A 24,530-nucleotide genomic window follows, 5' to 3' on the forward strand; every position below is an offset into this window, starting at 1 on the left:
GGGAACGATCGGTTGCGTGGACGGCCTCAGGCGCCCGCCTCGGTGGCGACGAGCTGCCAGTTCGGGTCGCGGGTGCCGAGCGTGCGGGCGAAGGTCCAGACGTCGGGCACCTCGACCACTGCCTCGGCGCTGCCGTCCACCACGACGCCGTCGGCGTTGCGGGTGGCGGTGATGAGGTTCGAGAGGAACCGCACCGTCACCTGCGCGACGCGGTTCTTCACGTCGACGGCGACGATCTCGGCCTTGTCGATCGAGACGAAGGTGGTCTCCACCGTCTGGCGGTTCTTCTCGCGCTCGGCGATGGCGCGCTCGAACGCGTCGCCGACCTCGCGGGAGAGCAAGGACTTCAGGGTCTTCCGGTCGCCCTTGGCGAAGGCGATCATGATCGCCTCGTAGGCGCCCTTGGCCCCTTCGAGGAAGGCGCGCGGCTCGAAGCCGGGCTCGGCCTGGACGATCGCTTCCAGGCCGCGGGCCACCGCCGAGCCCGGCTCGGCGATGCCGCGCCAGTCGCGCGCCTGGGTCTCGGCGTTGCGCTCGGGGAGCGCCCGGTCGGCGCCCGGCAGGCGCACGACGTTGTCGCCCTCGCTGCGGCCGGGCTGGGGCTCGGTGCGGCTGCGGTCCACCGGCTTGAACGGTGCGCGCTCGGTGCCGGTCTTCTGCCCGAGGACCGAGCGCAGCCGCCAGATCACGAAGACGGCGAGCGCCAGGAAGATGATCGTCGTCACGTCGAAGCTGTCCTGCATCACCGATCCGATGGTGGCCGCCGTGGAGCCCGGACCGCGGCCGCAGCCTTGGCCCGTGCGCGCGGCTGACGGGAAATCCGAGAGGGGTCGCACGCGAGTCCGGTCATGCCGCACGAATCCGCCGCGGGCGTGGCCGGCCTCGCGGAGAACGCGCCGCGTCCCCCTTTGCATAGGGGGCAATGGGCATATGGGGCAATGCGCCGGCCGGTTCCAGGCGGCATCGCGGGGGATCGCACCGGCCGCGTCGTCGCGCCGGGCCGGGGCTCACCGGACGGCGACCGTCTACGGAGACCCCGCGCTGCATCCGCGGCTGCCGGCGCCTCGCTTGTCCACCGGGGGCGGGCATGTTAGCCGCCGGGCCTCTGCTGAACGACCGCGCGACCACACGGGCAAGGCGGTCACCCCTAGCCATCGGCCCGCGGCCGGTGTTCGATCTTTCGAGAAGGATGACCCGCCATGGCCGATTCCCCCGCACCGAACGGCAACGGTCAGGCCGACGAGGCCCCCGCGATCAACGCGCTCGCGCAGTACACCAAGGACCTGTCCTTCGAGAACCCGAACGCCCCGCGCTCGCTCCAGCCCCAGGACGGCCAGGGTCCGCAGATCAGCATCCAGGTCAACGTCAACGCGCAGCAGCTCGCCGAGGCCGACTTCGAGGTCGAGTTGACGCTGGAGGGCGACGCCAAGATCAACGGCGACGTGCTGTTCGCCTTCGACCTGAAGTATGCCGGCGTGTTCCGCATGCGCAACATCCCGCAGGACCAGGTCCACCCGGCGGTGATGATCGAGTGCCCGCGCCTGCTGTTCCCGTTCGCCCGCCAGATCGTGGCCGAGGCTGTGCGCAACGGCGGATTCCCGCCGCTCTACATCGATCCGATCGACTTCGTCGGCCTCTACCGCCAGAAGGCGATGGAAGCGCAGGGCGGCGCCGAGGCGACCGGCCCGCTCGCCTCCTGATTTCGATTCCACTCGGGGGCTTAAGCCCCCGCCCCGACGACAGCCCGGCCGTTCGCGCGGACGGGCTGTTTCGTTTTCACGGTAAACGCCGCATCCTGCGCCGACCGACAACCGAGCCGGACGACGATCGATGACGACCGAGTGCGAGGAACCGCTGTCGCTGGACGACCTGATCACCTCGGATCCCGGCATACTCGGTGGGCGCCGCGTCTTCCGGCGGACGCGCGTCCCCGTCGAGGTGGTGTTCGAGAACCTGGCGGACGGGTTGTCGATCGGAGACATCCTCGAGGACTATCCGACGCTCGACCGTGGCGACGTCGTGCAGGTCCTGCAGCTCGCATCGGCCGGTCTGGCGGCGCCGAAGGCCGCATGAAGGTCGTGCTGGACGAGGGCGTGCCGCGGAGCTTGGCCGGCGCGCTCCGTGCCCTCGGTCTCGACGCCGCCGCGTTCGATCCGACCTGGATCGGCCTGCGGAACGGCGTGCTCCTTCGCCGCGTGGAGGCGGCGGGCTATTCGGTGCTGCTCACCAACGACAAGAACATGGCCTTCCAACAGAGCCTGAAGGGCGCTGCCGTCGCCGTCGTCGCCCTGCCGTTGAACCGCAGAGGCGTCGTGCTGGCACGGGCCGCCGACATCGCCGAGACGATCCGCCGGGCCTCCCCGGGGCGGCACCTTCTGATGAACCTCGACGGCACGCGCACGGTGCGCGGCTTCGAAGGCGACACCCTCGTCGTGGCCGACCTGCCGCCGGTTCCGACCTTCAAGGGATGAGCCCTCAGCGCGCCGCGCCGCGATACGCCGCTGCCAGCGTCCGCAAGGCCGCGGCGGCGCGCGGGTCCGGCGCCCGGACGTGCAGCACGATCCGGGTGAGCGGCAGGGCCGGCAGCCCGAACGCGGCGCCGACGTCGCGGGCGCCGGCCGGCGCAACGCTCGGGGCTAGCGCCGCAACCGCGAGCCCGGCCCCGACCGCGGCGCCGACGGCGAGGACGCCGCCGCCGACGAAAGTCTCGCACCAGGGCAGGTCGGCCGCGTCGAGGGCGCGGAGCGCCGCCGCCCGGACGTTGCAGGGGCCGGCCAGCGTCGCCATCGGCAGGGGCGCGCCGGGCTCGAACCGGAAGCCGGGGGCGGCGAACCATGCGAGGTGCTCCTCGGCCAGCACCGTTCCGCCCGCATCGGTCGGGTCCTCGCTTCGGACGATCGCCGCGTCGAGCTCGCCCGCATCGAACAGGCGCATCAGGTCGCGCGAGGAGGCGATCCGCACCTCGACGACGAGGCCCGAACCGGCAAGCCCGAGCCGGTGCAGCAGCGCGGGCAGGTCCGGGCCGGCGACGTGGTCGCTGATCCCGAGGACCAGACGGGCAGGGGGCGCCGCGACGAGGTCGGCCATCGCCCGGTCGTGGGCGGCGAGCAGGCCGCGGGCCGCGGGCAGGAAGCACTCGCCTTGCGCCGAGGCCCGGACGTTGCGCGGCGTGCGATCGACGAGGCGGCAGCCGAGCCGGTCCTCCAGCCGCTTGAGCCGCAGGCTGATCCCGGCCTGCGAGGTCTCCAGCGCCTCGGCGGCGCGGGTGAAGCTCGCCAGGTCCACGGTGAGCACGAAGGCCTGAACGCTGTCTATGTCGAGCGGGCGGGGCGGCATCACAACGATCCGTTATGGCAGATATAGCAGAGCATATCTTTCCGTTATCACGACGCGACGCAATCCTGTCCTCGCTCCGAAACGAGGACCCTGCCATGCCCCTGACCCGCATCTCGATTCGCGCCGGCAAGAGCCCGGCCTTCCACGCGGCGCTCGCGGCCGGCCTCTATGCGGCGATGCGCGAGACCTTCGCGGTGCCCGAGGACGACCAGTTCACCGTGATCCATGAGCACGCCGCCTCGGCCTTCATCTACGATCCGAATTACCTCGGCATCGCGCGGGACGACGACCTCGTGATGATCCAGATCATCGCCAACGACACCCGCGACACCGCGCAGAAGCGGGCGCTCTACGCGGCCATCGCCCGCAACCTCGGGCGGGATCCGGGCGTGAAGCCCGGCAACGTGCTCGTGACCCTCGTCGAGGTCTCACGCGAAAACTGGTCGCTCGGCGACGGGCTGATGAGCTACGGCCCGCCGGCGTGACGATCCGGCGCGGCGACGCGGGGTGAGCCTGTGCGCGTCTCGGCGGGTTCACGAGGGGACGCCGCCCGCGCCCCGCCGACAGGTCGCGGCCCCACCGAAAGGACCACCATGCCCGACACGCCCTCGCCCAACGCTGCCTCCCAACGCCCCGAGCCGCCCTTCGAGGCCAAGCCGATCCCCTATCCCGGCCGCTCGTCCGAGATGCAGCCGCCGCCCGATCACGGCGAGCACAGCTACGTCGGCTCCGGTCAGCTCGCCGGCAAGGTCGCGCTGATCACCGGGGGCGATTCCGGCATCGGCCGCGCGGTGGCGATCGCCTACGCCCGCGAGGGCGCCGACGTGGCCTTGGCCTATCTCGACGAGCACGACGACGCCCAGGACACCGCCGCCTGGATCGAAAAGGCCGGCCGGCGCGCGCTGCTCCTGCCGGGCGACGTCTCGGATGCCGGCCACTGCGCGGCGCTGGTGGAGCGGACGGTCGCGGAATTCGGCAAGCTCGACGTGTTCGTCAACAACGCCGCGGTGCAGGTGCTGGCCGACGACATCGAGGGTATCGAGATCGCCGACTGGGACCGGCAATACGCCGTCAACGTCCACGCGATGTTCTACATCCTCAAGGCCGCCTCGCCGCACCTGAAGCCCGGCGCCTCGATCATCGCCACCGCGTCGGTGAACGCCAAGAACCCGGTCGAGCAGCAGCTCGCCTATTCCTCGACCAAGGCGGCGCTCTGCAACATGGTGGCGAACCTCGCCAAGATCCTGGGCAAGCGCGGCATCCGCGCCAACGCGGTGCTGCCCGGCCCGATCTGGACGCCGCTGATCCCGGCGACGATGTACACCAGCCAGGTCGAGAGCTTCGGCTCGATGACGCCGGCCGGGCGCCCCGGACAGCCGGCCGAGGTGGCGCCGCCCTACGTGATGCTGGCCTCGGACGCGGCCAGCTACATCAACGGCGCGATGATCGCGGTGACGGGCGGCATGGTCACCATCTGAGACCGTCTCCGAGCCGTCGCCGGGCGGCCGGTTTCGGCCTCGACCGAATGCCGGGCCGCTATCGGTCGGCCGCCTGCCCACGCGCTGCGGTATGCTCACATCTCATCTCGGCCTCGGACGACCTGCGGGTTCCCCCCTTTCCCCGCGGGCGGGGAGAGGCCCGCACGGACCTCGTCGTCCGTGCGAGGAGCGGAGGTGCAGCCGAAGCGGCGGTGAGGGGGTGCGAACGGATGAGCCTCCTTCGGATCAGCCCCCTCACCGTCGGCTGCCGCCTCGCTTTGCCGACGACGAGGTCGGCAAAGCCCTTTCCCCGCGCGCGGGGAAAGGGGATGCGCGTAGGGCGAACCGCCAGAAGCGGGGACGTGTGAATCCCGCAGCGCGATGCGGGGGGAGGGCGGCCGGCGCGGGCGTTCGGATCGTCAGGCGCGCCTCAGGCAGCCCGCACGGTGTCGAGGAAGCGCGCGACCTCGACGCCGAGGTGCTCGGATTGGCGCGACAGCTCGGAGGCGGCGCCCAGGACCTGCGTCGCCGCAGCCCCCGTCTCCTCGGAGGCCTGCGCCACGCCGGCGATGTTGCTGGTGACCTCCGCGCTTGATCTCGGCCTGCCCGGCGGTCTTCTGCGCCACCATCGCCTTGATGCCCTCCACCGCCTTGCCGACGGCACCGATCTCGTCGCCGTGACGCGCCTCGACGATCTCGGCCTCGGTATCGCCCTTGGCCATGCGCTGCAGCACGGCCACCAGGCTGCCCATCGGCCGCGTAAGGCCGAACACGACGATCAGGGAGGCCAGCGTCAGCGCGCCGAGCAGGCCGAAGGCGGCGGTGGCGACCAGCAGGGTGGAGGCTCGGGAGACGGCCTGCTCGGCGTCGTCGCGGGCTTGCCGGAGCTCGGCCGTCGGGCGATCGATGCGGGGCTGGGTGATTGCACGAACCTTCGCAAGGCCGACGGTCGCCTCGGTCAGGAGGATCTTGCTGGCGGTCTCGTTGTCGTTCTTCATGCCGTGCAGGTTCGCGCGATCCATGATCGCGAAGAACTCGGTCATGGTGTCCCGCAGCGTCTGGTTGACGGCCTTGCGCTCGGCGGTGTCGGACATTGCGATGAGCCGGTCGACGTTCTCGAAGGCGGACTTGATCGCCGCATCGTAGCGCGACTTGTACTGCGCCATCTCGGTCTCGCGCGTCTCGATCAGGATGTTGCGCGCCTGGATCGAGGCCTCGTTCACGTTGATCCGAACGTTGAGGACGCTTTCCAGCCGCGTCGCCTGCACGTCCACGATCTGCTGCGTCTGCGCGGCGAGGTCGCCTAGCGTCGCGCGCGAGTAGAGCCCGAGCCCAGCCGTGAGAATGGACAGGATCACAAGCGGAAGCGCGACCTTGAGGATGACTTTTGCGTTGCTGAGAAGTCGCATGATCGTAAGCCCGAAATCAGTCTTCCGTTTATAGCATACGAATATAAAATTCTTGTTCAGATATTAAAATAGGTCTTAAACCGATGGATTTGTATAAAATCTATATTCAAATTCGGCGTACCGTCTGCGGAGGGCCGCCCGATTGAGCGGGACAGCTTCGAATCCGGTCTCATTCGACAACCGAAGGGTGTATCCAGCACCCGTAAGATGTACTCGACGAAGCGTCAGCACGCGGACCTGCACGATGCGTGCGGATGGTCGCAGGAGGCCGACGAAGACGCCGACCGAGAGGCCGTCAAGGCGGTCGTCGCCCGGCCCGTTGTGCCGCCCGGAAGCGGAACGACGCGATTCCCTTCCGGCCGACCTCGCGACCGGCGTGAAGACCGGCCCCCCCGTCCGATCCGCCGCGGCTTGACCGCGGGACGGAGCCGGGCCACGCCCTGCGCCGCTCCCGCGGACACCCAAGGACGGCATGGCCCCGACCACCCACCTCGCCCTGATCAACGTCTTCATCGGCGACATCCAGGGCGGCCTGGGACCCTTCCTCGGCACCTGGCTCGCCGAGGCCGGATCGTGGAGCCCGGCCCGCGTCGGCCTCGTCACCACCCTTGTGGGGTTCGGCACGCTGCTGCTCTCCGGCCCGTTCGGCGCGCTGGTCGACCGGGTCGGGCGGCCGCGCTGGCTGATCGCCGCCGCCTGCGCCGCGATCCTCGCCGGAACCCTGCTGCTTCTGCCGGCCCGCGCCTTCGCCTTCGTGTTCACGGCGCAGCTGCTGGCGGCGGCCGGCGGCACCCTGCTGCTGCCGGCGGTGACGGCGCTGACCCTCGGGATCGTCGGCAAGGACCGGTTCCCGAGCCAGCAGGGTCGCAACCAGGCCTTCAACCACGTCGGCATCCTGATCGCCGCCGGCGCGATCACGCTCGGCACCGCGCGGTTCGGGCCGGCCATCGCCTTCTGGGTGCTCGGCCTGATGGCGGTGCTGGCGATCGCCGCCGCGCTGGCGACGCCGGCCTCCGCCTGGAGCCAGCGCCGGGCGGTCGGCTGGAAGGAGGACGAGGCGAAGGATGGGGCCAAGGATGGGAAGAAGGAGGAGGACGCGCCGCAGCGGGCCGGTATCCGCACCGTCCTCGGCGACCGCCGGCTCCTGGTGCTCGCCTGCGCGCTGACGCTGTTCAACCTCGGCAGCGGCGGCATGCTCTCGCTGCTCGGCCAGAAGCTCGTCGCCACCGCCGTCAGCGCGACGCACTGGACGGCGATCTACGTCATGGTGGCCCAGCTCACGATGGTGCCGGTGGCGTTGTTCGCCGGATCGCTCGCCGACCGGCGCGGCCGGCGCAAGCTCCTGCTCGCGGCCTTCGCGGTGCTGCCGGTGCGCGCCGCGCTCTCGGCCTTCGTCGACGACCCGACCTGGCTGATCCTGGCCGAGATCCTCGACGGGGTGGCGTCGGGCATCGTCGGCGTGGCGGTGCCGGTGGTGGTCGCCGACCTGACCTGGGGCTCGGGCCGGACGCAGACGGCGCTCGGCACCGTCAACGCGGTGCAGGGCGTCGGCGGCGCGCTCTCGGCCTGGTACGGCGGCCTCGCTTTCGGCCTGTTCGGCTGGGCCGGCGCGTTCCTGGCGCTCGGCGCGCCTGCGCTTGCGGCGCTCGCCCTGGTGATCTGGTTCGACGCGACGCCCGAGCCCGGCCGCCGGTCGCGGCGGCGCCAGGCCCGCACGGCACAGGCCGCGACATAATCCCGGCACCGCGGTGCCGGGCGCGGGTTCACGCTCGCGCGGCGGGGGCCAACACCTGTATGGCACGGATCATGACGTGCCGGCGCGCGGCGCGCCGTCCCCGCGCGCCGGCTTCGCCCGAACCTGCCCGAGACAACACGGAAACGGCCTGACCCCCATGCGCGACGACGCCACCGGACGCACCCTCACCGCCCACGAATCGCGCGAGACGCCCTGGCTCAGCGTGGTCCTCGGCTTCGGGCCGATGCTGCCGCTGGTGGCGGGCGCCGCCGCCGCCTGGTGGATGCGCGGCCAGCCCCTCGACTACCTCGTCGCCCTGGTGACGATCCTCTACGGCGCCGCGATCCTGCTGTTCCTGGCGGGCGTGCGCCGCGGCGTCAGCTTCCGCACCGAGGGCGGGCCGACGGTGGTGCAGATCGCGACGATGTTCGGGCTGTTCGCGCTTGGGCTCTCCGCCCTCGTGACGGTGGTGATGGGCAAGGCGATCCCGGCGCTCGCCCTCCTGATCGTCGGCTACGCCGCCATCGCCGTGCTCGACCCGATCGCCGCGCGCACCGGAGAGGCACCGCTGTTCTTCGCTCGCCTGCGCCCGCTGCAGATGCCGATCGCCGTGGTGAGCCTCGCCGCGCTGCTGTGGCTGAAGTGGATCTCGCCTTACTAGGCCGCCCCTCTTCCCTCCCCCCCGACGGATCTCGGGCTTGCGCGAGATCCGCACCCTGTGTGCCCAAGTCGGGCGAGCCCGACTTGGGTGCGGGGGAGGGTGGGCCTCGCGTGAGCGAGGGTCGGGAGAGGGGAGCGACCTCTCCGAACAACGCGCTCCCCTCTCCCGACCCGCTTCGCGGGCCACCCTCCCCCGCAGAGGGGGAGGGAAAATGCCCACCATCGTCTCGCCGCGAGAACCCGCCCGCCTTCGAAATCCAGCCCTGCTTGCCGCTGCCCCCGCCGCCGCGATACAGCCCGGCGCGACCCCCGTAGCGCGCGATCGAAACGAACCCTCATGTCCAAGGCCGATTCCAACAAGGCCGAGAAGGCCGAAAAATCCGGCCTGAAGGCCCGCCTGCCGCGCGGCTTCGTCGATCGCCGCGCCGCCGAGATCGCGGCGCAGGGGCGGATGCTGGAGACGATCCGGGCGACGTTCGAGCTCTACGGCTTCGAGGCGCTGGAGACCCCGTTCGTCGAGTACACCGAGGCGCTCGGCAAGTTCCTGCCCGACCTCGACCGCCCGAACGAGGGCGTGTTCTCGTTCCAGGACGACGACGAGGCGTGGCTCTCGCTCCGCTACGACCTGACCGCGCCGCTCGCCCGGCACGTGGCCGAGAACTTCGACGCGATCCCGAAACCCTATCGCAGCTTCCGCAACGGCTTCGTGTTCCGGAACGAGAAGCCGGGCCCGGGCCGCTTCCGCCAGTTCATGCAGTTCGACGCCGACATCGTCGGGGCGCCCGGCGTCGCCGCCGACGCCGAGGCCTGCATGCTGATGGCCGACACGCTGGATCGGCTGGGCTTGGCCGGGCAGTACGTGATCAAGGTCAACAACCGGAAGGTGCTCGACGGGGTGCTGGCGACGATCGGGCTCGGCGGCGACGCGCAGGCCGGCCAGCGGCTGACCGTGCTGCGCGCCATGGACAAGTTCGACAAGTTCGGCACGGAGGGCGTGCGCCTGCTGCTCGGCCCCGGCCGCAAGGACGAGTCGGGCGACTTCACCAAGGGCGCCGGACTCGACGGGGCCCAAGCCGACAAGGTGATCGCGCTGCTGCTCGCCGGCGGTTCGGAGGAAACGCCCGAACGCTTCGCCTTCGTCGACGCGTTGCTCACCGCCTTCGGCGAGAACGAGACCGCGCGGGCCGGCATCGAGGAGCTGCACACCATCGCCAAGCTGGTGGACGCCGCCGGCTACGGCGTGGACCGCATCCGCGTCGACCCCTCCGTGGTGCGCGGCCTCGAATACTATACCGGGCCGGTCTACGAGGCCGAGCTGACCTTCCCCGTCACCAACGAGGACGGGCAGACCGTGCGCTTCGGCTCGGTCGCCGGGGGTGGGCGCTACGACGGGCTCGTCGGGCGTTTCCGGTCCGAGCCGGTTCCGGCCACCGGCTTCTCCATCGGCGTGTCGCGGCTGTTCTCGGCGCTGCAGCTCACCGGCAGCCCGCTCGCCGAGGCCCCGGCCAAGCCCGGCCCGGTGGTGGTGCTGGTGCTCGACCGCGACGAGATCGCCGCCTACCAGCGGCTCGTCGCCACCCTGCGGGGGGCCGGCATCCGGGCAGAGCTCTATCTCGGCGGCGCCGGGATGAAGGCGCAGATGAAGTACGCCGACCGCCGCGGCAGCCCGGTGGCGATCATCCAGGGCTCGAACGAGCGCGAGGCCGGCGAAATCCAGGTCAAGGACCTCGTCGCCGGCGCCGAGGCCGCCCGCAACATCGCCAGCAACGCCGAGTGGAAGGCTGCCCGGCCGGCCCAGTTCTCCTGTCCCGAGGCCGAGATGGTCGAGCGCGTGCGCGCCGTGCTGGCGCAGCATTTTTCGGCCGACGCGTAAGGGTAGGGGCCGGCTCTCCCTCCCCCCTCTGCGGGGGGACGAGCAGCGGCAGCCTCAGCGCGGGCAGCCGGCGGCGCGTTCCTGACGCTGGATCTCGGCGACCTTGGCACGATCCCGAGCCGAAAGCGGCACGTCGGCGATGTCGTCGTAGCGGCAGTCGGCGTTGCCGAAGGCCTTGATCCCGCGCGGGGTGCGGAAGCAGTAGCCGGCCTCGCCGTAGACCGCGTTGCGCTCGCCCCAGAGTTCGTCGCACGGGAACTCCGCCCGCGCGGGCGTGCAGAGCGGCGGCAAGGCCGCCAGGACGGAAGCAAGGGCGAGGGCGCGCATCGGGTCGGCTCCGGTGGGGACGGGAGCCGCACGATAGCCGATGCGATCGCCGCCGCATGCGCCCGCGCGTCCCAAAGGTTTGACCCTGCGTGTTCATTCCCGCTCGCGAGGCCCGGCGGGGCGGTCGCCAAGCCCGGCTCCGGTTGCTACAGAACCGCTCGACGACGACGGGCAGGATCATGACGCGACCGCAGGCAGGAGAGACGGAGGCGAGCGCGTCGGCACAGGCGCGGCTCTCGGCGCACCTCGCGCAAGGGGGCTACCGCTTCGTGACGCCGCCGGTGCTGCAGCCGGTCGAGCCGTTCCTCGAGCTCTCCGGCGAGGACATCCGCCGGCGCATCTTCGTCACGCAGGACTCCGACGGGGCCGAACTGTGCCTGCGACCGGAGCTGACGATCCCGGTCTGCCGCCTGCACCTGGCCGGCGGCGACGGCCGGGCGGCCGACTACAGCTATTGCGGCCCGGTGTTCCGGCTGGCGGCCGACGAGCCCGACGAGTTCCTCCAGGCCGGCATCGAATCGATCGGCCGCGCCGACACCCCGGCCGCCGACGCCGAAGTGCTCGGCATCGCCCTCGAAGGCCTCGCCCTGTTCGGGCACGCGGCCCCGGGCGTGCGACTGGGCGACATGGGGCTGACGGTGGCACTGCTGGAGGCCCTGAGCGTGCCGCCGGCCGCCAAGCGCCGGACGTTGCGGGCGCTGGCTGCCGGGCGCTCCCTCGACGCGGTCACCAACGCCGCGCTGCCCGAGGACCCGCATGCGGGCCTGCTCGCCGCGATCCAGGGCCAGGACCCGCGCGGGGTCCGCGCCTTCGTCGAGGACGTGCTGGCGATCGCCGGCATCTCGGCGGTGGGCGGGCGCAGCGCTGGCGAGATCGCCGAGCGCTTCCTGGCCAAGGCCGCGGCCCAGGCCAACGGCGGCGCCGGCCTGAACGCCGAGAACCGCGCGATCGTCGATCGCTACCGCGCGATCGGCGGCGACCCGGACGCCGCCGCCCGCGACCTGCGGACACTCGTCCGCGACGCGGGACTGAGCCACGATACACTCGAGGCGACCCTCGACCTGTTCGAGGAGCGCAACGGCTTCATCGCCGCCCGCGGCATGGGGCTCGACGGGTTTCGTTTCTCCGGCGCCTTCGCGCGCAACCTCGACTACTACACCGGCTTCATCTTCGAGGTGACGGCCGCGGGCGGCGACCGGCCCGGCCCCGTGCTGGTCGGCGGCGGCCGCTACGACGGGCTCCTCACCCATCTCGGCAGCGCCACCGCGCAGCCGGCCGTCGGCTGCACCTTCTGGGTCGACCGCGTCGCAGGAGCCGGCCGATGAGCGAGACCATGGACGCAGATGCACCCCTGGTGCTGGCCGTGCCCTCCAAGGGCCGCCTGCAGGAGAACGCCGCCGCCTTCTTCGGTCGCGCCGGCCTGCGCCTGGCGCAGGGGGCAGGCGCGCGCGACTACCGCGGCAAGCTCGTGGGCGTGGCCGGCGTCGAGGTGCGCTACCTCTCGGCCTCCGAGATCGCGAGCCAGCTCGCTTCGGGCGCGGCCCATCTCGGCATCACCGGCGAGGACCTGATCCGCGAGACGCTGCCCGACGTCCACGGCCAGGTCGAGCTGTTGACGCCGCTGGGCTTCGGCAACGCCACGGTGGTGGTGGCCGTGCCCCAGGCCTGGATCGACGTGCGCGCCATGGCCGACCTCGACGAGGTCGCCGCCGAGATGCGCGCCCGCCATGGCCGGCGCCTGCGCATCGCCACGAAATACGTCAACCTCACCCGCCGCTTCTTCGCGGAGAAGGGGGTGGTGGACTACCGCATCGTCGAAAGCCTGGGCGCCACCGAGGGCGCGCCGGCCGCCGGCTCGGCCGAGATCGTGGTCGACATCACCACCACCGGCGCGACGCTCGCCGCCAACGCCCTGAAGATCCTCGACGACGGGGTGATCCTGCGCTCGGAGGCCAACCTCGTCGCCTCCCTCAACGCGCCCTGGGGCGAGAGCCAGCGCGCGGCGCTCCGCGCCGTGCTCGGCCGGATCGCCGCCGAGGAGCGGGCGCGGACCACCCGCGAGGTCCGCGCGGCGATGCCGGAATCCGGTGCGATCGACCTCGCCAGCATCAGCGGCCTGCACGAGGCCGAGCTGCCCTACGGCGCCCCGCGCGGACCCGACGGGGAAATCGTGATGCGCTGCCCGGCCGACGCGGTCTTCGACCTCGCCGACAGCTTGGTGCGGGCGGGCGCCCAGGCCGTCACCGTCCGCCGGATCGACTACGCCTTCGCCGCCGAGAACCCCCTGGCGGAGCGGCTGCTGGCGCGGCTTTAGGACCGCCCGTCAGGGTTTGCCACCGAGCGACCTATTGCGGCCCCTGCTTGGCGAATTCAGACTGCACCGCGCGCAGCACCTTGAGGCGCGCGTCGTAGATCGCCTTGAGGCAGGCGGTGTCGGCGGCGCAGGCGCGGCGCTCGGTGAGCCAGCTCTCCTGGTCGTCGCGGAGCTTGGCGCGGCCGCCCATCGGCAGCACGTCCTTCAGGATCTCGAAGCGGGTCGCCATCTCGACGTCGCGGTCGTTGAGGGCGAGCGTCGTGCAGATCGCTCTCTCGTCGGCCGCCTTGGCCGCCTCGCAATCGAAGCTCGCCGCATGGGCGGGCGCGGTGGCGAGGAGAGCCGCGAGGACGGGCAGGACGAGGCTCGGCTTGGCGGTCATGGCGGTCCAATGGGGCGGTGCTCCGCTCTCCATCGCACGCCGGCCGGGGGAACCGAACGGATAAATCGTGCGCCGAAGCATTTTCGAGCGAGGTGGATGCCGGCTCGCAGGAAACCATGCGGCCCCGCAACAAGAGAGAGCATTTTCGGTGATCTCTGGATCACCGAAAATGCTCTAGAGGCCGGGCTTCACGACCACCAGCACGACGATGACGATCATCAGCAGCGTCGGCACCTCGTTGAGCACGCGGTAGAACTTGTGGCCGCGGCTGTTCCGGTCGGCGGCGAAATCCTTGACCATCCGGGCGAGCCAGCCGTGGATGCCGGTCATCGCCAGCACCAGCGCGAACTTCGCCTGAAGCCACCCGGTGACGTAGGCGCCGCTCGTCCAGGCCAGGGTCAGGCCGAGGACCCAGGTGACGATCAGGGCCGGGTTCATGATCGCCTTGAGCAGGCGCCGCTCCATCACCTTGAACGTCGCCGCCTGCGCCGCCGAGCCCGGGCCGGGGGGCAGGGACGCGTGGTAGACGAACAAGCGGGGCAGGTAGAGCATCCCGGCCATCCACGCGATCACCGCGACGACGTGGAACGCCTTGATCCAGGGATAGAGGTTGTCGAGCACGGGTCAGGGTTCCGGGTGTGATGTTCGGGCAGGGCGCATGTTTCCGGAATTAGGCGGATAGGACGCGTTTCTCCCTCTCCCCGCTTGCGGGGAGAGGCCCACAGGCACCTCGTCGTGCCTGTGGGAAGCGGAGGCGAAGCCGCAGCGGCGGTGAGGGGGCGCGAACGAAGAGGCTCCTTCGGCGCAGGCCCCTCACCCTTGGCTGCCGCCTCGCCGCGACGACGACAAGGTCGTCGCGACCCTCTCCCCGCAGGCGGGGCGAGGGGAATGCGCGGCCTCTAGCAGGTGTCCCTCAAGACGACGGTGAACCGCGCCGCAGCCGCGCCAGCATCTGCTCCACGTGCGCCACCGGCGTCTGCGGGGTGATGCCGTGGCCGAGGTTGAAGATGTGGGGCAGGCCACGGGTGGCGTCGAGCACCGCGTCGACGGCGGCATCGAGCGCCGCGCCGCCCTCGATAAGGGTGTCGGGATGGACGTTGCCCTGCGTCACCGTCGTCGCCGGCACCCGGTCGCGCAGGGCCTTGAGGTCGATCGACCAGTCGACGCCGACCGCGTCGGCGCCGGTCTCGGGCACCACCCGGGCATGGCCCTCGAGCCCGGCGCCGCGACAGAACACGATGATCTTCGCATCGGGCACCGCCGCGCGGATGCCGGCGATTATCCGCGCGATCGGGGCGAACGACCAGCGGCTCAAGGCGTCCTGCTCGGTCTCCTCGGGGAGCGCGCTGTCGGACACGTCGCCCACCGGCTCGACCAGCGCCGTGCCGGCCGGCAGGGCGGGCGGAAGCGTGCCGGCATGCGACTCGAAGATCTGAACCGCGTCGGCGCCGGCCCGGAGCTGGCGCACCAGGTACTCGGTCTGCACGGTGACCAGGCGGTCGATCAATTCGTCGACCAGGCTCGTGTCGGCTTCGGCGAGGGCGCGGGCGGGCGCGAGGTCCGGGGTGCCCCGTCCCCCGATCATGTAGCTTGCCACCGTCCAGGGGGCCCCGCAGAAGCCCAGGAGCGTGGTGTCGGGCGGCAGCTCCGCCCGCAGGCGCCGCACCGTCTCGAACACCGGCTCGAGATGGGCGAAGATCGCCGGGTCGCCGGCCTGACGCAGGCGCTCGAACTCGGCCCGGCCTTCGAGGGGATCGAGGCGTGGCCCCTCGCCCTCGACGAAGCGCACGTCCTGCCCCAGCGCGTGCGGGATCACGAGGATGTCGGAGAACAGGATCGACGCCTCGAAGCCGAAGCGGCGGATCGGCTGCAACGTCACCTCGACGGCGAAGTCCGGGCTGTAGCAGAGGTCGAGGAACGAGCCGGCCTCCGCCCGCGTCGCCCGGTACTCGGGGAGGTAGCGCCCGGCCTGGCGCATCATCCAGGCGGGGGGCGGCGAGATCGCCTCGCCGGCGAGCACCCTGAGGACCTTCCGGTCGGGGCCGCCCTGCACCGTGCCCTGCGTGGCCATCGTGTCCCCCAATGCCGCCTCCCGTTCCGCCCTGTCGGGCTCAGGTCTTGTTGTCGAAGGCCCGTTCGTCCGGTCCCCGTCGAAGCGCGACGAAGGCCGTCCCCAGCCCGGTCCAATCTAAGAGAAGAGAGATTCTAGGACTCTGTTTTTTCTCTTGGAGGCATGAGTCATGGGAGTGCAAGCGTGTCCACAGGCTCTCCCGGGCCCAACGCCGTTAAGCAGGCTTTAACGGATTGCCGCTAATGTCTGCGATAGGCCAGTCCCGACAGCGCCTTGCGCGGGCTGACGGCGTTCGTTGCGCGCCTGCGTCCCGGATTCTCCCAGGCGCACGGATTCCGACACGCTCGATCGGACACCCTGTTGACGCGGGAGTCGATGGATTTCGCGGACTCCGGCTGGACCGGGCCGGCGGGCCATCCTATCCACACTTATCGACTCCCCTGACGGCCGGCGGTGGATAAGGGAGCCTCCCCCGCTTCCGCGACCGGAGGAGACCGGATGAGCCGCAGCTACTTCCACCTCCACCTCGTCTCGGATTCCACCGGCGAGACCCTGATCAACGTCGGCCGCGCGGCGGCCGCCCAGTACGAGGGCGTCTCGGCGATCGAGCACGTCTACCCGCTGGTGCGCTCCGGGCCGCAGCTCGAACGGGTGATCTCGGAGATCCAGGCGGCGCCGGGACTCGTGCTCTACACCCTCGTCGGCGGCGACCTCGGCGAGCGTCTGGAGACCGCGTGCCGGGAATCGAGCTCGCCCTGCCTCTCGGTGCTGCAGCCGGTGCACAACCTGTTGCAATCCTACCTCGGCACACAGAAGGCGGCCCGGCCCGGGGCGCAGCACACGCTGAACGCCGAGTATTTCAAGCGCATCGACGCGATGAACTTCACGCTCGCCCACGACGACGGCAACCTGCCCGACGACCTCGAGGAGGCCGACGTGATCCTGATCGGGGTCAGCCGCACCTCGAAGACGCCGACCGGGATCTACCTCGCCAACCGCGGCCTCAAGACCACCAACCTGCCGCTCGTGCCCGGCATGCCGCTGCCGCCGGCGCTGGAGCGGGTGCGCAAGGCCCTCGTCGTCGGGCTGATCGCGTCGCCGGAGCGCATCGTCCAGATCCGCCAGAACCGCCTGCTCAGCCTCAACGCCGACGATTCCTCGATGTACGTCGACAAGGACGCGGTCGCTGACGAGATCACCGCCTCGCGCCGCCTGTTCAGCAAGAACCGCTGGCCGACCATCGACGTCACCCGCCGTTCGATCGAGGAGACCGCCGCCGCGATCCTCGACCTGTACCGCGACCACCGGCTGAAGTTCATCGCCGCGTGAGGGGCGTTCTCGGGCAGGCTCGATGATGTCCGCTTCAAGCGGATAGTCCTTGATTATTCTGCGCCTGAGGCCGATCCTTGCCCTGGATTTCGCGTGGGACGATGCGAAACACGAGAAGATCCTGCGGGAGCGTGGGTTCGGTTTCGATTTCGCTGCCGGGATCTTCGACGGCGACACGGTTGAGGACGATCGCCGGGATTACGGAGAGACCCGTATCCGCGCGACCGGCGAGCGGGACGGCTTCGTTCTGACGGTGATCTATACCGATCGCGACGGCGTGCGCCGCATCATCTCGGCGCGGTTGTCCAATGCGAAGGAGCGCCGGCAATGGCTCGGGTCACGGCAGACGAGCTTCGGACCCACCGGCCCATGATCGATCGCGAAAAGATGGCGGCGACGACGGAGGCCGACATCCACCGCCACGGGATCGAGGATGGCGAACCGGCGGATGGCGATTTACCCGATGGCATGCTGGTAGTCCCCTCGGCTCGCCTGCGCCTGCATCTCGGCATGTCGCAGACCGTCTTCGCACAGGCGATCGGCGTGCCGCTCAAGACGGTGCAGAACTGGGAGCAGGGGCGGACGCCGCCCGATCCGGCAGCCCGCACCCTGCTCGCGCTCGTCGCAGCAGACCCGCGCCACGTCCTGGGCCTTCTCGGATGGGCGGAGCGGGACGACGTGCCCGACGACCAGGCGCTCGAAGCTGAGACCGGGACGCAGTCGGCGCGGAAGGATAAGCCGACCGGAAGATGGTTTCAGCGTGATGCAGACCTTCGGCGGGCGAAGATGGCTGCACGGCGTGCGTGACCGAGGCCGGCCCATGTCTGTCCCACAACCCGCACCCGTCGCCATCCGTCCCGTTGACCGGACGCTAACCCCGCCGCGGTAATCCTGCCTTCGGGGCCAGCGTCGCGTATCGGTCCCCTCAAGCCCCGTCGGCCGGCTCGTTCCGGACGGCGGGGTTTTGGGCGTGGTGCCGGCCGGCGCTTGCGGCGTTCCGCCGATCCATGACACTCCGGCGGGATGCCAACCTCGTCTTTCCCCTCGCCCTCGGTTTGGCGGGGCCCGAGCCCCCTCGTCCTCGCCTCCACCAGCTCGACGCGGCGGATGCTGCTCGAGAGTGCCGGCCTGGTCGTCGAGGCGCGGGCGCCGGGCGTCGACGAGCGCGCGGTCGAGGCCGATTGCACCGGCCAGGATCCCAAGAGTTCCCCCGAGGGGCTGGCCCTGCGGCTCGCAGAGGCGAAGGCCTTTGCCGTGGCGCAGACCTGTCCCGACCGCGTCGTCGTCGGCGCCGACCAGGTGCTCGATGCCGACGGCCGCGTGTTCCACAAGCCCACCAGCCTGGAGGAGGCCCGCGCGCAGATCGGCGAACTCGCCGGCCGCACCCACGCCCTGCATTCCGCCGTCGCGATCGTGCAGGGCGGCCGGGTCGAGAGCTTCGTCGAGACCGCCCGCCTCACCTTGCGCCCGCTCGATCCGGACGCGATCGCGGCCTATGTGGCTCTGGCCGGCGCGGATCGCGTGCGGGCCAGCGTCGGCGGCTACCAGCTCGAAGGGCTCGGCATCCACCTGTTCGACCGGGTCGAGGGCGACCACAGCACCATCCTGGGCCTGCCGCTGCTGCCGCTGCTCGCGCGGCTGCGGGCCTCCGGGCTCCTGACGTTTTAGGAACGCGACATGGCGGGACACGATCACCACGATCATGCCGGGCACGACCACGGTCACGACCATGGCGGCCATAGTCATGCCAGCCACAGCCACGGTGGGCTCGGCCACGTCCACGCCCCGGCGAGCTTCGGACGCGCCTTCGCGATCGGCATCGCGCTCAACACCGCCTTCGTGGTGATCGAAGCCGGCTACGGGTTGGCGGCCAACTCGATGTCGCTGGTGGCCGATGCCGGCCACAACCTCTCCGACGTGCTCGGGTTGGTGGCCGCCTGGGTCGCCTCGGTGCTGGTCAAGCGCCGCTCCACCGCGCGCTTCACCTACGGCCTGCGCGGCTCCTCGATCCTGGCCGCCTTGTTCAACGCGGTGTTCCTGCTCGTCGCCACCGGCGCGATCCTGTGGGAGGCGGTCTCGCGCCTGATCCATCCCGAGCCCGTGGCCGGCACGACCGTGATGGTGGTGGCGGGCCTCGGCATCCTGGTGAACGGGGTCACCGCCTGGCTGTTCGCGTCCGGCGCCAAGGGCGACATCAACATCCGCGGCGCCTTCCTGCACATGGCCGCCGACACCGCGGTCTCGGCCGGCGTCGTGCTCGCGGGCCTCGCCATCCTGGCCACCGGCCTCGATTGGATCGACCCCGCCGTCAGCCTCGTCGTCGCCGGCCTGATCGTCTGGGCGACCTGGGGGCTCCTGCGCGACAGCGTGGCGATGTCCCTCGACGCGGTGCCCCCCGGCATCGACCCGGACGCGGTGCGCGCCTACCTCGACGCCCGCCCGGAAGTCTCGGGCCTGCACGACCTCCACATCTGGCCGATGAGCACCACCGAGATCGCGCTGACGGCGCATCTGGTGATGGCCGGCGGCCACCCGGGCAACGGCTTCCTCGTCGAGGTCGCCGAGACGCTGCGCGCCCGCTTCGGCATCGCCCACGCGACCCTGCAGATCGAGGAGGCCGGCGGCCCGCCCTGCCTCCTCGCGCGGGAGTGCGTGGCGTGAGGCGCGCCTTCGTCGTCGGCCATCCGATTGCGCATTCGCGCTCGCCGCTGATCCACGGGCACTGGCTGAGCGAACATGGGATCGCCGGCAGCTACGAGCGGATCGCCGTCGCGCCCGACGCCTTCGAGGCGTTCTTTCGCCGGCTTCCGGAATCCGGTTTCAGTGGCGGCAACGTCACGATCCCGCACAAGGAGGCGGCCTTTGCGCTCTGCGACGCGCTGAGCCCGCGGGCCCGCGCCATCGGGGCCGTGAACACCCTGGTGGTCGGCGCCGACGGTCGGATCTTCGGCGACAACACCGACGCACCGGGCTTCACCGCCCACCTCGACCAGAGCCTCGGCGCCGGCTGGCCCGAGCGGGCCGGCACCGCCCTGGTGCTCGGGGCGGGCGGGGCGGCCCGCGCCGTCGTCGTCGGCCTGGCCGAGCGCGGCCTCGCGCGCATCGTCGTCGCCAACCGCACCCGCGCGCGGGCGGAGACGGTCGCGGCGCTCGCCCCCGGCATCGCGACCGCGATCGAATGGGACACGATCCCGGCGCTGATGCCCGAGGCCGGGCTTCTGGTGAACACCACCGCGCTCGGCATGGCCGGCAACCCGCCGCTCGACCTCGACCTCGCTCCGCTGCCGGCCAACGCGGCGGTGGCCGACATCGTCTACGTGCCGCTGGAGACGGGCCTCCTCGCCGCCGCCCGCGCCCGCGGGCTTCCGGCGATCGACGGGCTCGGCATGTTGCTGCACCAGGCGGTGCCGGGCTTCGAGGCCTGGTTCGGCGTGCGCCCGAGGGTGACGGAGGCCCTGCGCGCGGTCGTCGTCGCCGACCTGCCGCGATAGGTCCGCTCTGATGAGCGATACTGTGCGCAAAAAACCGTTCGTGCTGGGGCTCACCGGCTCGATCGGCATGGGGAAATCTGCCACCGCGGCGATGTTCTCGGCGCGTGGCGTGCCGGTGCACGACGCCGACGCGGCCGTGCACGCCCTCTACGGGCCGGGCGGCGCCGCGGCTGGGGCGATCGGCGCCGCGTTCCCCGGAACGCTCGCTCCGGACGGCGGCGTCGACCGCGCGCATTTGCGCGACGCGGTGCTCGGGCGCCCGGATGCGCTGGCCCGGCTGGAGGGGCTGGTCCACCCGCTGGTCCGGGCCATCGGCCACGCCTTCCTCGAACGCCATGCGGGCGCGCCGCTGGTGCTGCTCGATATCCCGCTGCTCTACGAGACCGGCGGCGAGGCCCGGTGCGACGCCGTCCTCGTGGTCACCGCGCCGCCCGAGGTGCAGCGCGCCCGCGTGCTGGCCCGCCCCGGCATGACCGAGGCCGCGTTCGCGGCAATCCTAGCCAAGCAGATGCCGGACGCCGAGAAGCGGGCGCGGGCCGACTACGTGCTCGACACGAGCCTCGGCTTTGCCGCCGCCGAGGCCGAGGTGGCGGGGATCGTCGCGCAACTAACCGACGAGGCAGGACATCACGGTGACCGCCCCAGATCGCAACCGAATTCTAACCCATTCGCGGTAGACGTCCGGTCCGAGGAAAATTAACTTATCACTCTGAAAAAATTGCCTTCGAGTCAGGAGGTGGTGCCGCATGTCGAAACGCCTGGAAGCGATGCGTGCCAAGCCGATGGCCGGCTGGACCGTTTCGGACATCATGGCGCTCTGCGCCGAGTTCGACGTCGTTTGCCATCCCCCACGCGGCGGCGGTTCGCATTATCGGATCGGCCACCGCTCCCAATTCGAAAAGTTGACGATCCTCGCTGCTCGGCCGATCAAGGGATGGTACATCCGCGAACTCGTCCGGTTCATCGACAAGGTCAGAGCCGCGCCATGAGCGAACTCACCTATCCCGTCGTCATTTCCCCGCTGACCCACGATGACGGCGGCGGCTTCGCTGCGACAGTGCCCGATCTCCCAGGCTGCATGTCCGACGGCGAGACCCCCGAGGAAGCTCTGGTGAACGTCCGCGACGCGATCGATGCTTGGATCGCGATGGCTCGCGAACTCGGGCATGCCGTGCCCGCCCCCTCGCGCACTTTGCAGCGCGCCGTCGGCTGAACGGCTCCCGCCGTCCGCGATCGGGGACCGCATCGCGACGCGCGTGATCGGTATGAGCCGCGAGCGATCGCCTGTCGGAGCCGTCCGGTTCCTCCACAGGGCGCGATATTTCATCGGGATCTCGTCGGGACCCGAGGCGGCGTCGCCGGGTTGGCAGCCCAGGGGCCGCCTGCCGTCGCGGCCGGCCCGCGAGAACCCGGAGACCTGCCATGGCCACCAAGCCGAAGACGCTGCACGATGCCTTCTACGAGACCTTGAAGGACGTCTACTACGCCGAGAAGCAGTCGGTGAAGGCGCTCAAGAAGTCGGCCAAGGCCGCCGAGCATGCCGAGCTGAAGCAGGCGTTCGAGACCCACGCCGAGGAGAGCGCCAACCAAGTCGAGCGCCTGACCCAGGTGTTCGAGATGATCGGCAAGCCGGCCCGCGCCAAGACCTGCGAGGCGATGCAGGGCATCACCTTGGAGATGGAGGAGGACCTGGAGGATTTCGGCGACAGCCCCGCCGCCGACGCGGTCCTGGCCGCCTGCGCCCAGGCCGTCGAGCACTACGAGATCGCCCGCTACGGCACCCTGAAGACCTGGGCCGCCCAGCTCGGCTACGCCGACGCGGCCAAGCTCCTCGACGAGACCCTGCAGGAGGAGAAGAAGACCGACGCGCTGCTCTCGGAGATCGCGGAGAGCCTCAACCTCGACGGCACCGAGCCGACGGAGGAGGAGCCTGCCACGAAGAAGTCCGGCCGCAAGGCGGCCTGAACTCGATCCGATGCGATGACGCCGGGCCGGTCTGATCATTCGGTCCGGCGTGTCGCGACGAGACCGTCCCCGGGGTCCGATGATCTTGGGAGCGGCCCTACGGCTTGGTGTTTGCCGGCTTCCGGCTCAGCCGCTTGTTGAGCGTCCGCAATTCGCTGTCATCACGCGTCCACAAATCATGGCTGAACGCCGCCTCAAGGTAGGCCGCCTCACTGCGCGTTGCCCACGCGGAAGACGCTGCATGCGCTGCGGGACTGTACGCCGCGAACCCCAGCACCAACTCAAGCGCCTTCCCCACACGCATGACCAACTCCCGGGGCGAGACGGTTTCGAGGCTTGAGCCGGAATCTTTAACGCTGGTATCGCGCATCTCCGCGGCGGATCGTTCGATCCGGGACGGGAGCGTGTACCCAGCCCTTGAGCCGGCACGAAAAACACGATATGCGTGATCTGCCCTCCCAAAAAGCGCCACCGCAGCATCCGTGAGCCCCCGGGGCTCCACCAAGACGATGCACGGGTCCGCCGCACCCTTCGCGGCCAGACATCCGGCGCCTTCTCCCGATTGCCAGGCTCCCCGCCTCAACCTTCGCTTTCGTCGGTTCAAGACATCCCATGAACGAACAGTCCGACGTCTCCGCCCTCGCGGACATCACCGGCTCGAACACGCCGACCGAGGGCGCGCTCGCGGCCTCCGACCTCGACGCCATGCGCGAGGTCAAGCTCCAGGACCTCAAGTCCAAGACGCCCACCGACCTGATCGCCTTCGCCGAGGAGGTCGAGGTCGAGAACGCCTCGACCATGCGCAAGGCCGAGCTAATGTTCTCGATCCTGAAGCAGCTCGCTGCCAAGGAGGTCGAGATCATCGGCGCCGGCACCTGTGAGGTGCTGCAGGACGGGTTCGGCTTCCTGCGCTCGTCGGAATCGAATTACCTGCCGGGGCCCGACGACATCTACATCTCGCCCACGCAAATCCGCCGCTTCGGCCTGCGCACCGGCGACACCGTCGAAGGCCCGATTCGGGGACCGAAGGACGGCGAGCGCTACTTCGCGCTGCTGAAGGTCAACACGATCAACTTCGAGAACCCGGAGAAGATCAAGCACAAGGTCCACTTCGACAACCTGACGCCGCTGTTCCCGACCCAGCGCTTCAAGCTGGAGCTCGACGCGCCGCCGAAGAAGGACTTCTCGCCGCGGATCATCGACATCGTCGCCCCGATCGGCAAGGGCCAGCGCGCCCTGATCGTCGCGCCGCCGCGCACCGGCAAGACCGTGCTGATGCAGAACATCGCGCAGTCGATCACCATCAACCACCCGGAGTGCTACCTCATCGTGTTGCTCATCGACGAGCGCCCGGAGGAGGTGACCGACATGATCCGCTCGGTGAAGGGCGAGGTCATCGCCTCGACCTTCGACGAGCCGGCCACCCGCCACGTGCAGGTCGCCGAGATGGTGATCGAGAAGGCCAAGCGCCTGGTCGAGCACGGACGCGACGTTGTCATCCTGCTGGATTCGATCACCCGTCTGGGCCGCGCCTACAACACCGTGGTGCCCTCGTCGGGCAAGGTACTCACCGGCGGCGTCGACGCCAACGCCCTGCAGCGCCCGAAGCGCTTTTTCGGCGCGGCCCGAAACATCGAGGAGGGCGGCTCGCTCTCGATCATCGCCACCGCGCTCATCGACACCGGATCGCGCATGGACGAGGTGATCTTCGAGGAGTTCAAAGGCACCGGCAACTCCGAGATCATCCTGGACCGCAAGGTCTCGGACAAGCGCATCTTCCCGGCGATCGACATCACCCGCTCCGGCACTCGCAAGGAAGAGCTGCTGGTTCCGCCGGACGCGCTCAAGAAGACCTACGTGCTGCGCCGCATCCTCAACCCGATGGGCGTCACCGACGCGATCGAGTTCCTCATGGACAAGCTGCGCCAGACCAAGAGCAACGGCGACTTCTTCGACTCGATGAACACCTGACGATTTTTAGGACTCGAACGAGAAAAAGGCCTCGATCGCAGGATCGGGGCCTTTCTCATGACAGCCCGACTGACCGTCGATCCTCCCCTCGCCCTCATCCTGAGGTGCGGACGCGAAGCGGGAGCCTCGAAGGAGCCCTCCAGCCGGCCGCGCGATGTCTGGAGACCTCCTTCGAGGCCCGCCGGCGCG

At 70.4% G+C, this 24,530-nt stretch carries 29 protein-coding genes and 1 pseudogene; 22 read left to right on the forward strand and 8 right to left on the reverse strand.

The window, feature by feature from the left end; all coding sequences use genetic code 11:
- Positions 1-26: 26 nt before the first annotated feature.
- Positions 27-743, reverse strand: a complete 717-nt coding sequence (locus FV234_RS14275; RefSeq protein ID WP_147829938.1) for a Tim44/TimA family putative adaptor protein — start codon at positions 741-743, stop codon at positions 27-29.
- Positions 744-1,199: 456 nt separating this feature from the next.
- Between FV234_RS14275 and secB the strand changes: the two genes are divergently transcribed.
- The 3 genes from secB to FV234_RS14290 all read left to right on the forward strand — a co-directional run bounded on the left by secB (position 1,200) and on the right by FV234_RS14290 (position 2,471).
- The gene (gene secB, locus FV234_RS14280; protein ID WP_147754730.1) at positions 1,200-1,700 is read left to right on the forward strand and encodes a protein-export chaperone SecB; all 501 of its coding nucleotides are present in this window, start codon (positions 1,200-1,202) and stop codon (positions 1,698-1,700) included.
- A 130-nt stretch (positions 1,701-1,830) separates the two neighbouring features.
- Entirely contained in the window at positions 1,831-2,073 is a 243-nt protein-coding gene (locus FV234_RS14285; RefSeq protein ID WP_147829940.1) for a DUF433 domain-containing protein, read from the forward strand.
- Entirely contained in the window at positions 2,070-2,471 is a 402-nt protein-coding gene (locus tag FV234_RS14290) for a hypothetical protein (RefSeq protein WP_147754732.1), read from the forward strand. Before FV234_RS14285 ends, FV234_RS14290 begins: the two co-directional genes overlap by 4 nt.
- 4 nt (positions 2,472-2,475) lie before the next feature.
- On the opposite strand, the gene FV234_RS14295 is transcribed toward FV234_RS14290, so the two are convergent.
- Positions 2,476-3,336, reverse strand: coding sequence for a LysR family transcriptional regulator (locus FV234_RS14295; RefSeq protein WP_147829942.1), 861 nt, complete (start codon positions 3,334-3,336; stop codon positions 2,476-2,478).
- A gap of 95 nt (positions 3,337-3,431) precedes the next feature.
- Between FV234_RS14295 and FV234_RS14300 the strand changes: the two genes are divergently transcribed.
- From FV234_RS14300 to FV234_RS26685, 3 genes and pseudogenes are all read left to right on the forward strand, one after another.
- On the forward strand, positions 3,432-3,821 hold the full coding sequence (locus FV234_RS14300) for a tautomerase family protein (protein ID WP_147753979.1): 390 nt from the start codon (positions 3,432-3,434) through the stop codon (positions 3,819-3,821).
- A gap of 108 nt (positions 3,822-3,929) precedes the next feature.
- Positions 3,930-4,814 (forward strand): SDR family oxidoreductase, encoded by an 885-nt coding sequence (locus FV234_RS14305; RefSeq protein ID WP_147829944.1) that lies wholly within the window; start codon positions 3,930-3,932, stop codon positions 4,812-4,814.
- Positions 4,815-4,954: 140 nt separating this feature from the next.
- A pseudogene (locus tag FV234_RS26685) lies at positions 4,955-5,145 on the forward strand (hypothetical protein); the annotation flags it as partial.
- An 88-nt stretch (positions 5,146-5,233) separates the two neighbouring features.
- Here the strand turns inward: FV234_RS26685 and FV234_RS14320 are convergent.
- On the reverse strand, positions 5,234-6,223 hold the full coding sequence (locus FV234_RS14320; protein WP_238272661.1) for an MCP four helix bundle domain-containing protein: 990 nt from the start codon (positions 6,221-6,223) through the stop codon (positions 5,234-5,236).
- Positions 6,224-6,695: 472 nt separating this feature from the next.
- Between FV234_RS14320 and FV234_RS14325 the strand changes: the two genes are divergently transcribed.
- The 3 genes from FV234_RS14325 to hisS all read left to right on the forward strand — a co-directional run bounded on the left by FV234_RS14325 (position 6,696) and on the right by hisS (position 10,491).
- Entirely contained in the window at positions 6,696-7,958 is a 1,263-nt protein-coding gene (locus FV234_RS14325) for an MFS transporter (protein WP_147829946.1), read from the forward strand.
- Positions 7,959-8,115: 157 nt separating this feature from the next.
- The gene (locus FV234_RS14330) at positions 8,116-8,619 is read left to right on the forward strand and encodes a DUF3429 domain-containing protein (protein ID WP_147762173.1); all 504 of its coding nucleotides are present in this window, start codon (positions 8,116-8,118) and stop codon (positions 8,617-8,619) included.
- Positions 8,620-8,955: 336 nt separating this feature from the next.
- The gene (gene hisS, locus FV234_RS14335; protein WP_147829948.1) at positions 8,956-10,491 is read left to right on the forward strand and encodes a histidine--tRNA ligase; all 1,536 of its coding nucleotides are present in this window, start codon (positions 8,956-8,958) and stop codon (positions 10,489-10,491) included.
- Positions 10,492-10,545: 54 nt separating this feature from the next.
- Here hisS and FV234_RS14340 read toward each other — a convergent pair whose 3' ends face one another.
- The gene (locus FV234_RS14340) at positions 10,546-10,818 is read right to left on the reverse strand and encodes a YARHG domain-containing protein (RefSeq protein WP_147829950.1); all 273 of its coding nucleotides are present in this window, start codon (positions 10,816-10,818) and stop codon (positions 10,546-10,548) included.
- A gap of 179 nt (positions 10,819-10,997) precedes the next feature.
- Here FV234_RS14340 and FV234_RS14345 point away from each other — a divergent pair, with 179 nt between their 5' ends.
- Both FV234_RS14345 and hisG read left to right on the forward strand, forming a co-directional pair.
- Entirely contained in the window at positions 10,998-12,143 is a 1,146-nt protein-coding gene (locus FV234_RS14345; RefSeq protein ID WP_147829952.1) for an ATP phosphoribosyltransferase regulatory subunit, read from the forward strand.
- Positions 12,140-13,132, forward strand: a complete 993-nt coding sequence (gene hisG / locus FV234_RS14350) for an ATP phosphoribosyltransferase (RefSeq protein ID WP_238272660.1) — start codon at positions 12,140-12,142, stop codon at positions 13,130-13,132. The genes FV234_RS14345 and hisG overlap by 4 nt, the downstream gene beginning before the upstream one ends.
- A gap of 31 nt (positions 13,133-13,163) precedes the next feature.
- Here the strand turns inward: hisG and FV234_RS14355 are convergent, their stop codons facing one another.
- The 3 genes from FV234_RS14355 to FV234_RS14365 form a co-directional block, all read right to left on the reverse strand.
- Complete coding sequence (locus FV234_RS14355) at positions 13,164-13,514, reverse strand: lysozyme inhibitor LprI family protein (protein WP_147829954.1); 351 nt, start codon at positions 13,512-13,514, stop codon at positions 13,164-13,166.
- A 174-nt stretch (positions 13,515-13,688) separates the two neighbouring features.
- The gene (gene hemJ, locus FV234_RS14360) at positions 13,689-14,135 is read right to left on the reverse strand and encodes a protoporphyrinogen oxidase HemJ (protein WP_147762178.1); all 447 of its coding nucleotides are present in this window, start codon (positions 14,133-14,135) and stop codon (positions 13,689-13,691) included.
- A 292-nt stretch (positions 14,136-14,427) separates the two neighbouring features.
- A complete protein-coding gene (locus FV234_RS14365) occupies positions 14,428-15,585 on the reverse strand; it encodes a uroporphyrinogen decarboxylase (RefSeq protein ID WP_147829984.1) in 1,158 nt (385 codons plus the stop codon).
- Positions 15,586-16,083: 498 nt separating this feature from the next.
- Here FV234_RS14365 and FV234_RS14370 point away from each other — a divergent pair, with 498 nt between their 5' ends.
- The 10 genes from FV234_RS14370 to FV234_RS14415 all read left to right on the forward strand — a co-directional run bounded on the left by FV234_RS14370 (position 16,084) and on the right by FV234_RS14415 (position 22,370).
- Positions 16,084-16,914, forward strand: a complete 831-nt coding sequence (locus FV234_RS14370) for a pyruvate, water dikinase regulatory protein (protein WP_147753725.1) — start codon at positions 16,084-16,086, stop codon at positions 16,912-16,914.
- Positions 16,915-16,963: 49 nt separating this feature from the next.
- Positions 16,964-17,287 carry a BrnT family toxin gene (locus FV234_RS14375; protein ID WP_238272659.1) on the forward strand — a complete coding sequence of 108 codons (324 nt, stop codon included), beginning with the start codon at positions 16,964-16,966 and terminating at the stop codon, positions 17,285-17,287.
- A gap of 14 nt (positions 17,288-17,301) precedes the next feature.
- Positions 17,302-17,721, forward strand: a complete 420-nt coding sequence (locus FV234_RS14380; protein WP_238272658.1) for a helix-turn-helix domain-containing protein — start codon at positions 17,302-17,304, stop codon at positions 17,719-17,721.
- Between the two features lie 216 nt (positions 17,722-17,937).
- Positions 17,938-18,582 carry a Maf family nucleotide pyrophosphatase gene (locus FV234_RS14385; protein WP_147829958.1) on the forward strand — a complete coding sequence of 215 codons (645 nt, stop codon included), beginning with the start codon at positions 17,938-17,940 and terminating at the stop codon, positions 18,580-18,582.
- Between the two features lie 9 nt (positions 18,583-18,591).
- Positions 18,592-19,575, forward strand: a complete 984-nt coding sequence (locus FV234_RS14390; protein WP_147829960.1) for a cation diffusion facilitator family transporter — start codon at positions 18,592-18,594, stop codon at positions 19,573-19,575.
- Positions 19,563-20,405: a shikimate dehydrogenase gene (locus FV234_RS14395; protein WP_147829962.1), complete on the forward strand. Its 843-nt coding sequence runs from the start codon at positions 19,563-19,565 to the stop codon at positions 20,403-20,405. The genes FV234_RS14390 and FV234_RS14395 overlap by 13 nt, the downstream gene beginning before the upstream one ends.
- Before the next feature lie 10 nt (positions 20,406-20,415).
- The gene (coaE, locus tag FV234_RS14400; protein WP_147829964.1) at positions 20,416-21,105 is read left to right on the forward strand and encodes a dephospho-CoA kinase; all 690 of its coding nucleotides are present in this window, start codon (positions 20,416-20,418) and stop codon (positions 21,103-21,105) included.
- Between the two features lie 46 nt (positions 21,106-21,151).
- Positions 21,152-21,394, forward strand: coding sequence for a type II toxin-antitoxin system HicA family toxin (locus tag FV234_RS14405; RefSeq protein WP_147829966.1), 243 nt, complete (start codon positions 21,152-21,154; stop codon positions 21,392-21,394).
- Entirely contained in the window at positions 21,391-21,618 is a 228-nt protein-coding gene (locus FV234_RS14410) for a type II toxin-antitoxin system HicB family antitoxin (protein ID WP_147762186.1), read from the forward strand. Before FV234_RS14405 ends, FV234_RS14410 begins: the two co-directional genes overlap by 4 nt.
- A 209-nt stretch (positions 21,619-21,827) precedes the next feature.
- Positions 21,828-22,370, forward strand: coding sequence for a ferritin-like domain-containing protein (locus FV234_RS14415; protein WP_147829968.1), 543 nt, complete (start codon positions 21,828-21,830; stop codon positions 22,368-22,370).
- A 97-nt stretch (positions 22,371-22,467) separates the two neighbouring features.
- Here the strand turns inward: FV234_RS14415 and FV234_RS14420 are convergent, their stop codons facing one another.
- Positions 22,468-22,740 carry a hypothetical protein gene (locus tag FV234_RS14420; protein ID WP_147829970.1) on the reverse strand — a complete coding sequence of 91 codons (273 nt, stop codon included), beginning with the start codon at positions 22,738-22,740 and terminating at the stop codon, positions 22,468-22,470.
- Positions 22,741-22,982: 242 nt separating this feature from the next.
- Here FV234_RS14420 and rho point away from each other — a divergent pair, with 242 nt between their 5' ends.
- On the forward strand, positions 22,983-24,341 hold the full coding sequence (gene rho / locus FV234_RS14425; RefSeq protein ID WP_187273690.1) for a transcription termination factor Rho: 1,359 nt from the start codon (positions 22,983-22,985) through the stop codon (positions 24,339-24,341).
- The last annotated feature ends 189 nt before the right edge of the window (positions 24,342-24,530 follow it).

The organism is Methylobacterium sp. WL8, assembly GCF_008040045.1.
Lineage (GTDB): Bacteria > Pseudomonadota > Alphaproteobacteria > Rhizobiales > Beijerinckiaceae > Methylobacterium > Methylobacterium cerastii.

Coding starts and splice junctions, on each gene's coding strand:
- FV234_RS14275 (WP_147829938.1), bottom strand. CDS start 743: ATGCAGGACAGCTTCGACGTGACGACGATCATCTTCCTGGCGCTCGCC.
- secB (WP_147754730.1), top strand. CDS start 1,200: ATGGCCGATTCCCCCGCACCGAACGGCAACGGTCAGGCCGACGAGGCC.
- FV234_RS14285 (WP_147829940.1), top strand. CDS start 1,831: ATGACGACCGAGTGCGAGGAACCGCTGTCGCTGGACGACCTGATCACC.
- FV234_RS14290 (WP_147754732.1), top strand. CDS start 2,070: ATGAAGGTCGTGCTGGACGAGGGCGTGCCGCGGAGCTTGGCCGGCGCG.
- FV234_RS14295 (WP_147829942.1), bottom strand. CDS start 3,336: ATGCCGCCCCGCCCGCTCGACATAGACAGCGTTCAGGCCTTCGTGCTC.
- FV234_RS14300 (WP_147753979.1), top strand. CDS start 3,432: ATGCCCCTGACCCGCATCTCGATTCGCGCCGGCAAGAGCCCGGCCTTC.
- FV234_RS14305 (WP_147829944.1), top strand. CDS start 3,930: ATGCCCGACACGCCCTCGCCCAACGCTGCCTCCCAACGCCCCGAGCCG.
- FV234_RS14320 (WP_238272661.1), bottom strand. CDS start 6,223: ATGCGACTTCTCAGCAACGCAAAAGTCATCCTCAAGGTCGCGCTTCCG.
- FV234_RS14325 (WP_147829946.1), top strand. CDS start 6,696: ATGGCCCCGACCACCCACCTCGCCCTGATCAACGTCTTCATCGGCGAC.
- FV234_RS14330 (WP_147762173.1), top strand. CDS start 8,116: ATGCGCGACGACGCCACCGGACGCACCCTCACCGCCCACGAATCGCGC.
- hisS (WP_147829948.1), top strand. CDS start 8,956: ATGTCCAAGGCCGATTCCAACAAGGCCGAGAAGGCCGAAAAATCCGGC.
- FV234_RS14340 (WP_147829950.1), bottom strand. CDS start 10,818: ATGCGCGCCCTCGCCCTTGCTTCCGTCCTGGCGGCCTTGCCGCCGCTC.
- FV234_RS14345 (WP_147829952.1), top strand. CDS start 10,998: ATGACGCGACCGCAGGCAGGAGAGACGGAGGCGAGCGCGTCGGCACAG.
- hisG (WP_238272660.1), top strand. CDS start 12,140: ATGAGCGAGACCATGGACGCAGATGCACCCCTGGTGCTGGCCGTGCCC.
- FV234_RS14355 (WP_147829954.1), bottom strand. CDS start 13,514: ATGACCGCCAAGCCGAGCCTCGTCCTGCCCGTCCTCGCGGCTCTCCTC.
- FV234_RS14365 (WP_147829984.1), bottom strand. CDS start 15,585: ATGGCCACGCAGGGCACGGTGCAGGGCGGCCCCGACCGGAAGGTCCTC.
- FV234_RS14370 (WP_147753725.1), top strand. CDS start 16,084: ATGAGCCGCAGCTACTTCCACCTCCACCTCGTCTCGGATTCCACCGGC.
- FV234_RS14380 (WP_238272658.1), top strand. CDS start 17,302: ATGGCGGCGACGACGGAGGCCGACATCCACCGCCACGGGATCGAGGAT.
- FV234_RS14385 (WP_147829958.1), top strand. CDS start 17,938: ATGCCAACCTCGTCTTTCCCCTCGCCCTCGGTTTGGCGGGGCCCGAGC.
- FV234_RS14390 (WP_147829960.1), top strand. CDS start 18,592: ATGGCGGGACACGATCACCACGATCATGCCGGGCACGACCACGGTCAC.
- coaE (WP_147829964.1), top strand. CDS start 20,416: ATGAGCGATACTGTGCGCAAAAAACCGTTCGTGCTGGGGCTCACCGGC.
- FV234_RS14405 (WP_147829966.1), top strand. CDS start 21,152: ATGTCGAAACGCCTGGAAGCGATGCGTGCCAAGCCGATGGCCGGCTGG.
- FV234_RS14410 (WP_147762186.1), top strand. CDS start 21,391: ATGAGCGAACTCACCTATCCCGTCGTCATTTCCCCGCTGACCCACGAT.
- FV234_RS14415 (WP_147829968.1), top strand. CDS start 21,828: ATGGCCACCAAGCCGAAGACGCTGCACGATGCCTTCTACGAGACCTTG.
- FV234_RS14420 (WP_147829970.1), bottom strand. CDS start 22,740: ATGCGCGATACCAGCGTTAAAGATTCCGGCTCAAGCCTCGAAACCGTC.
- rho (WP_187273690.1), top strand. CDS start 22,983: ATGAACGAACAGTCCGACGTCTCCGCCCTCGCGGACATCACCGGCTCG.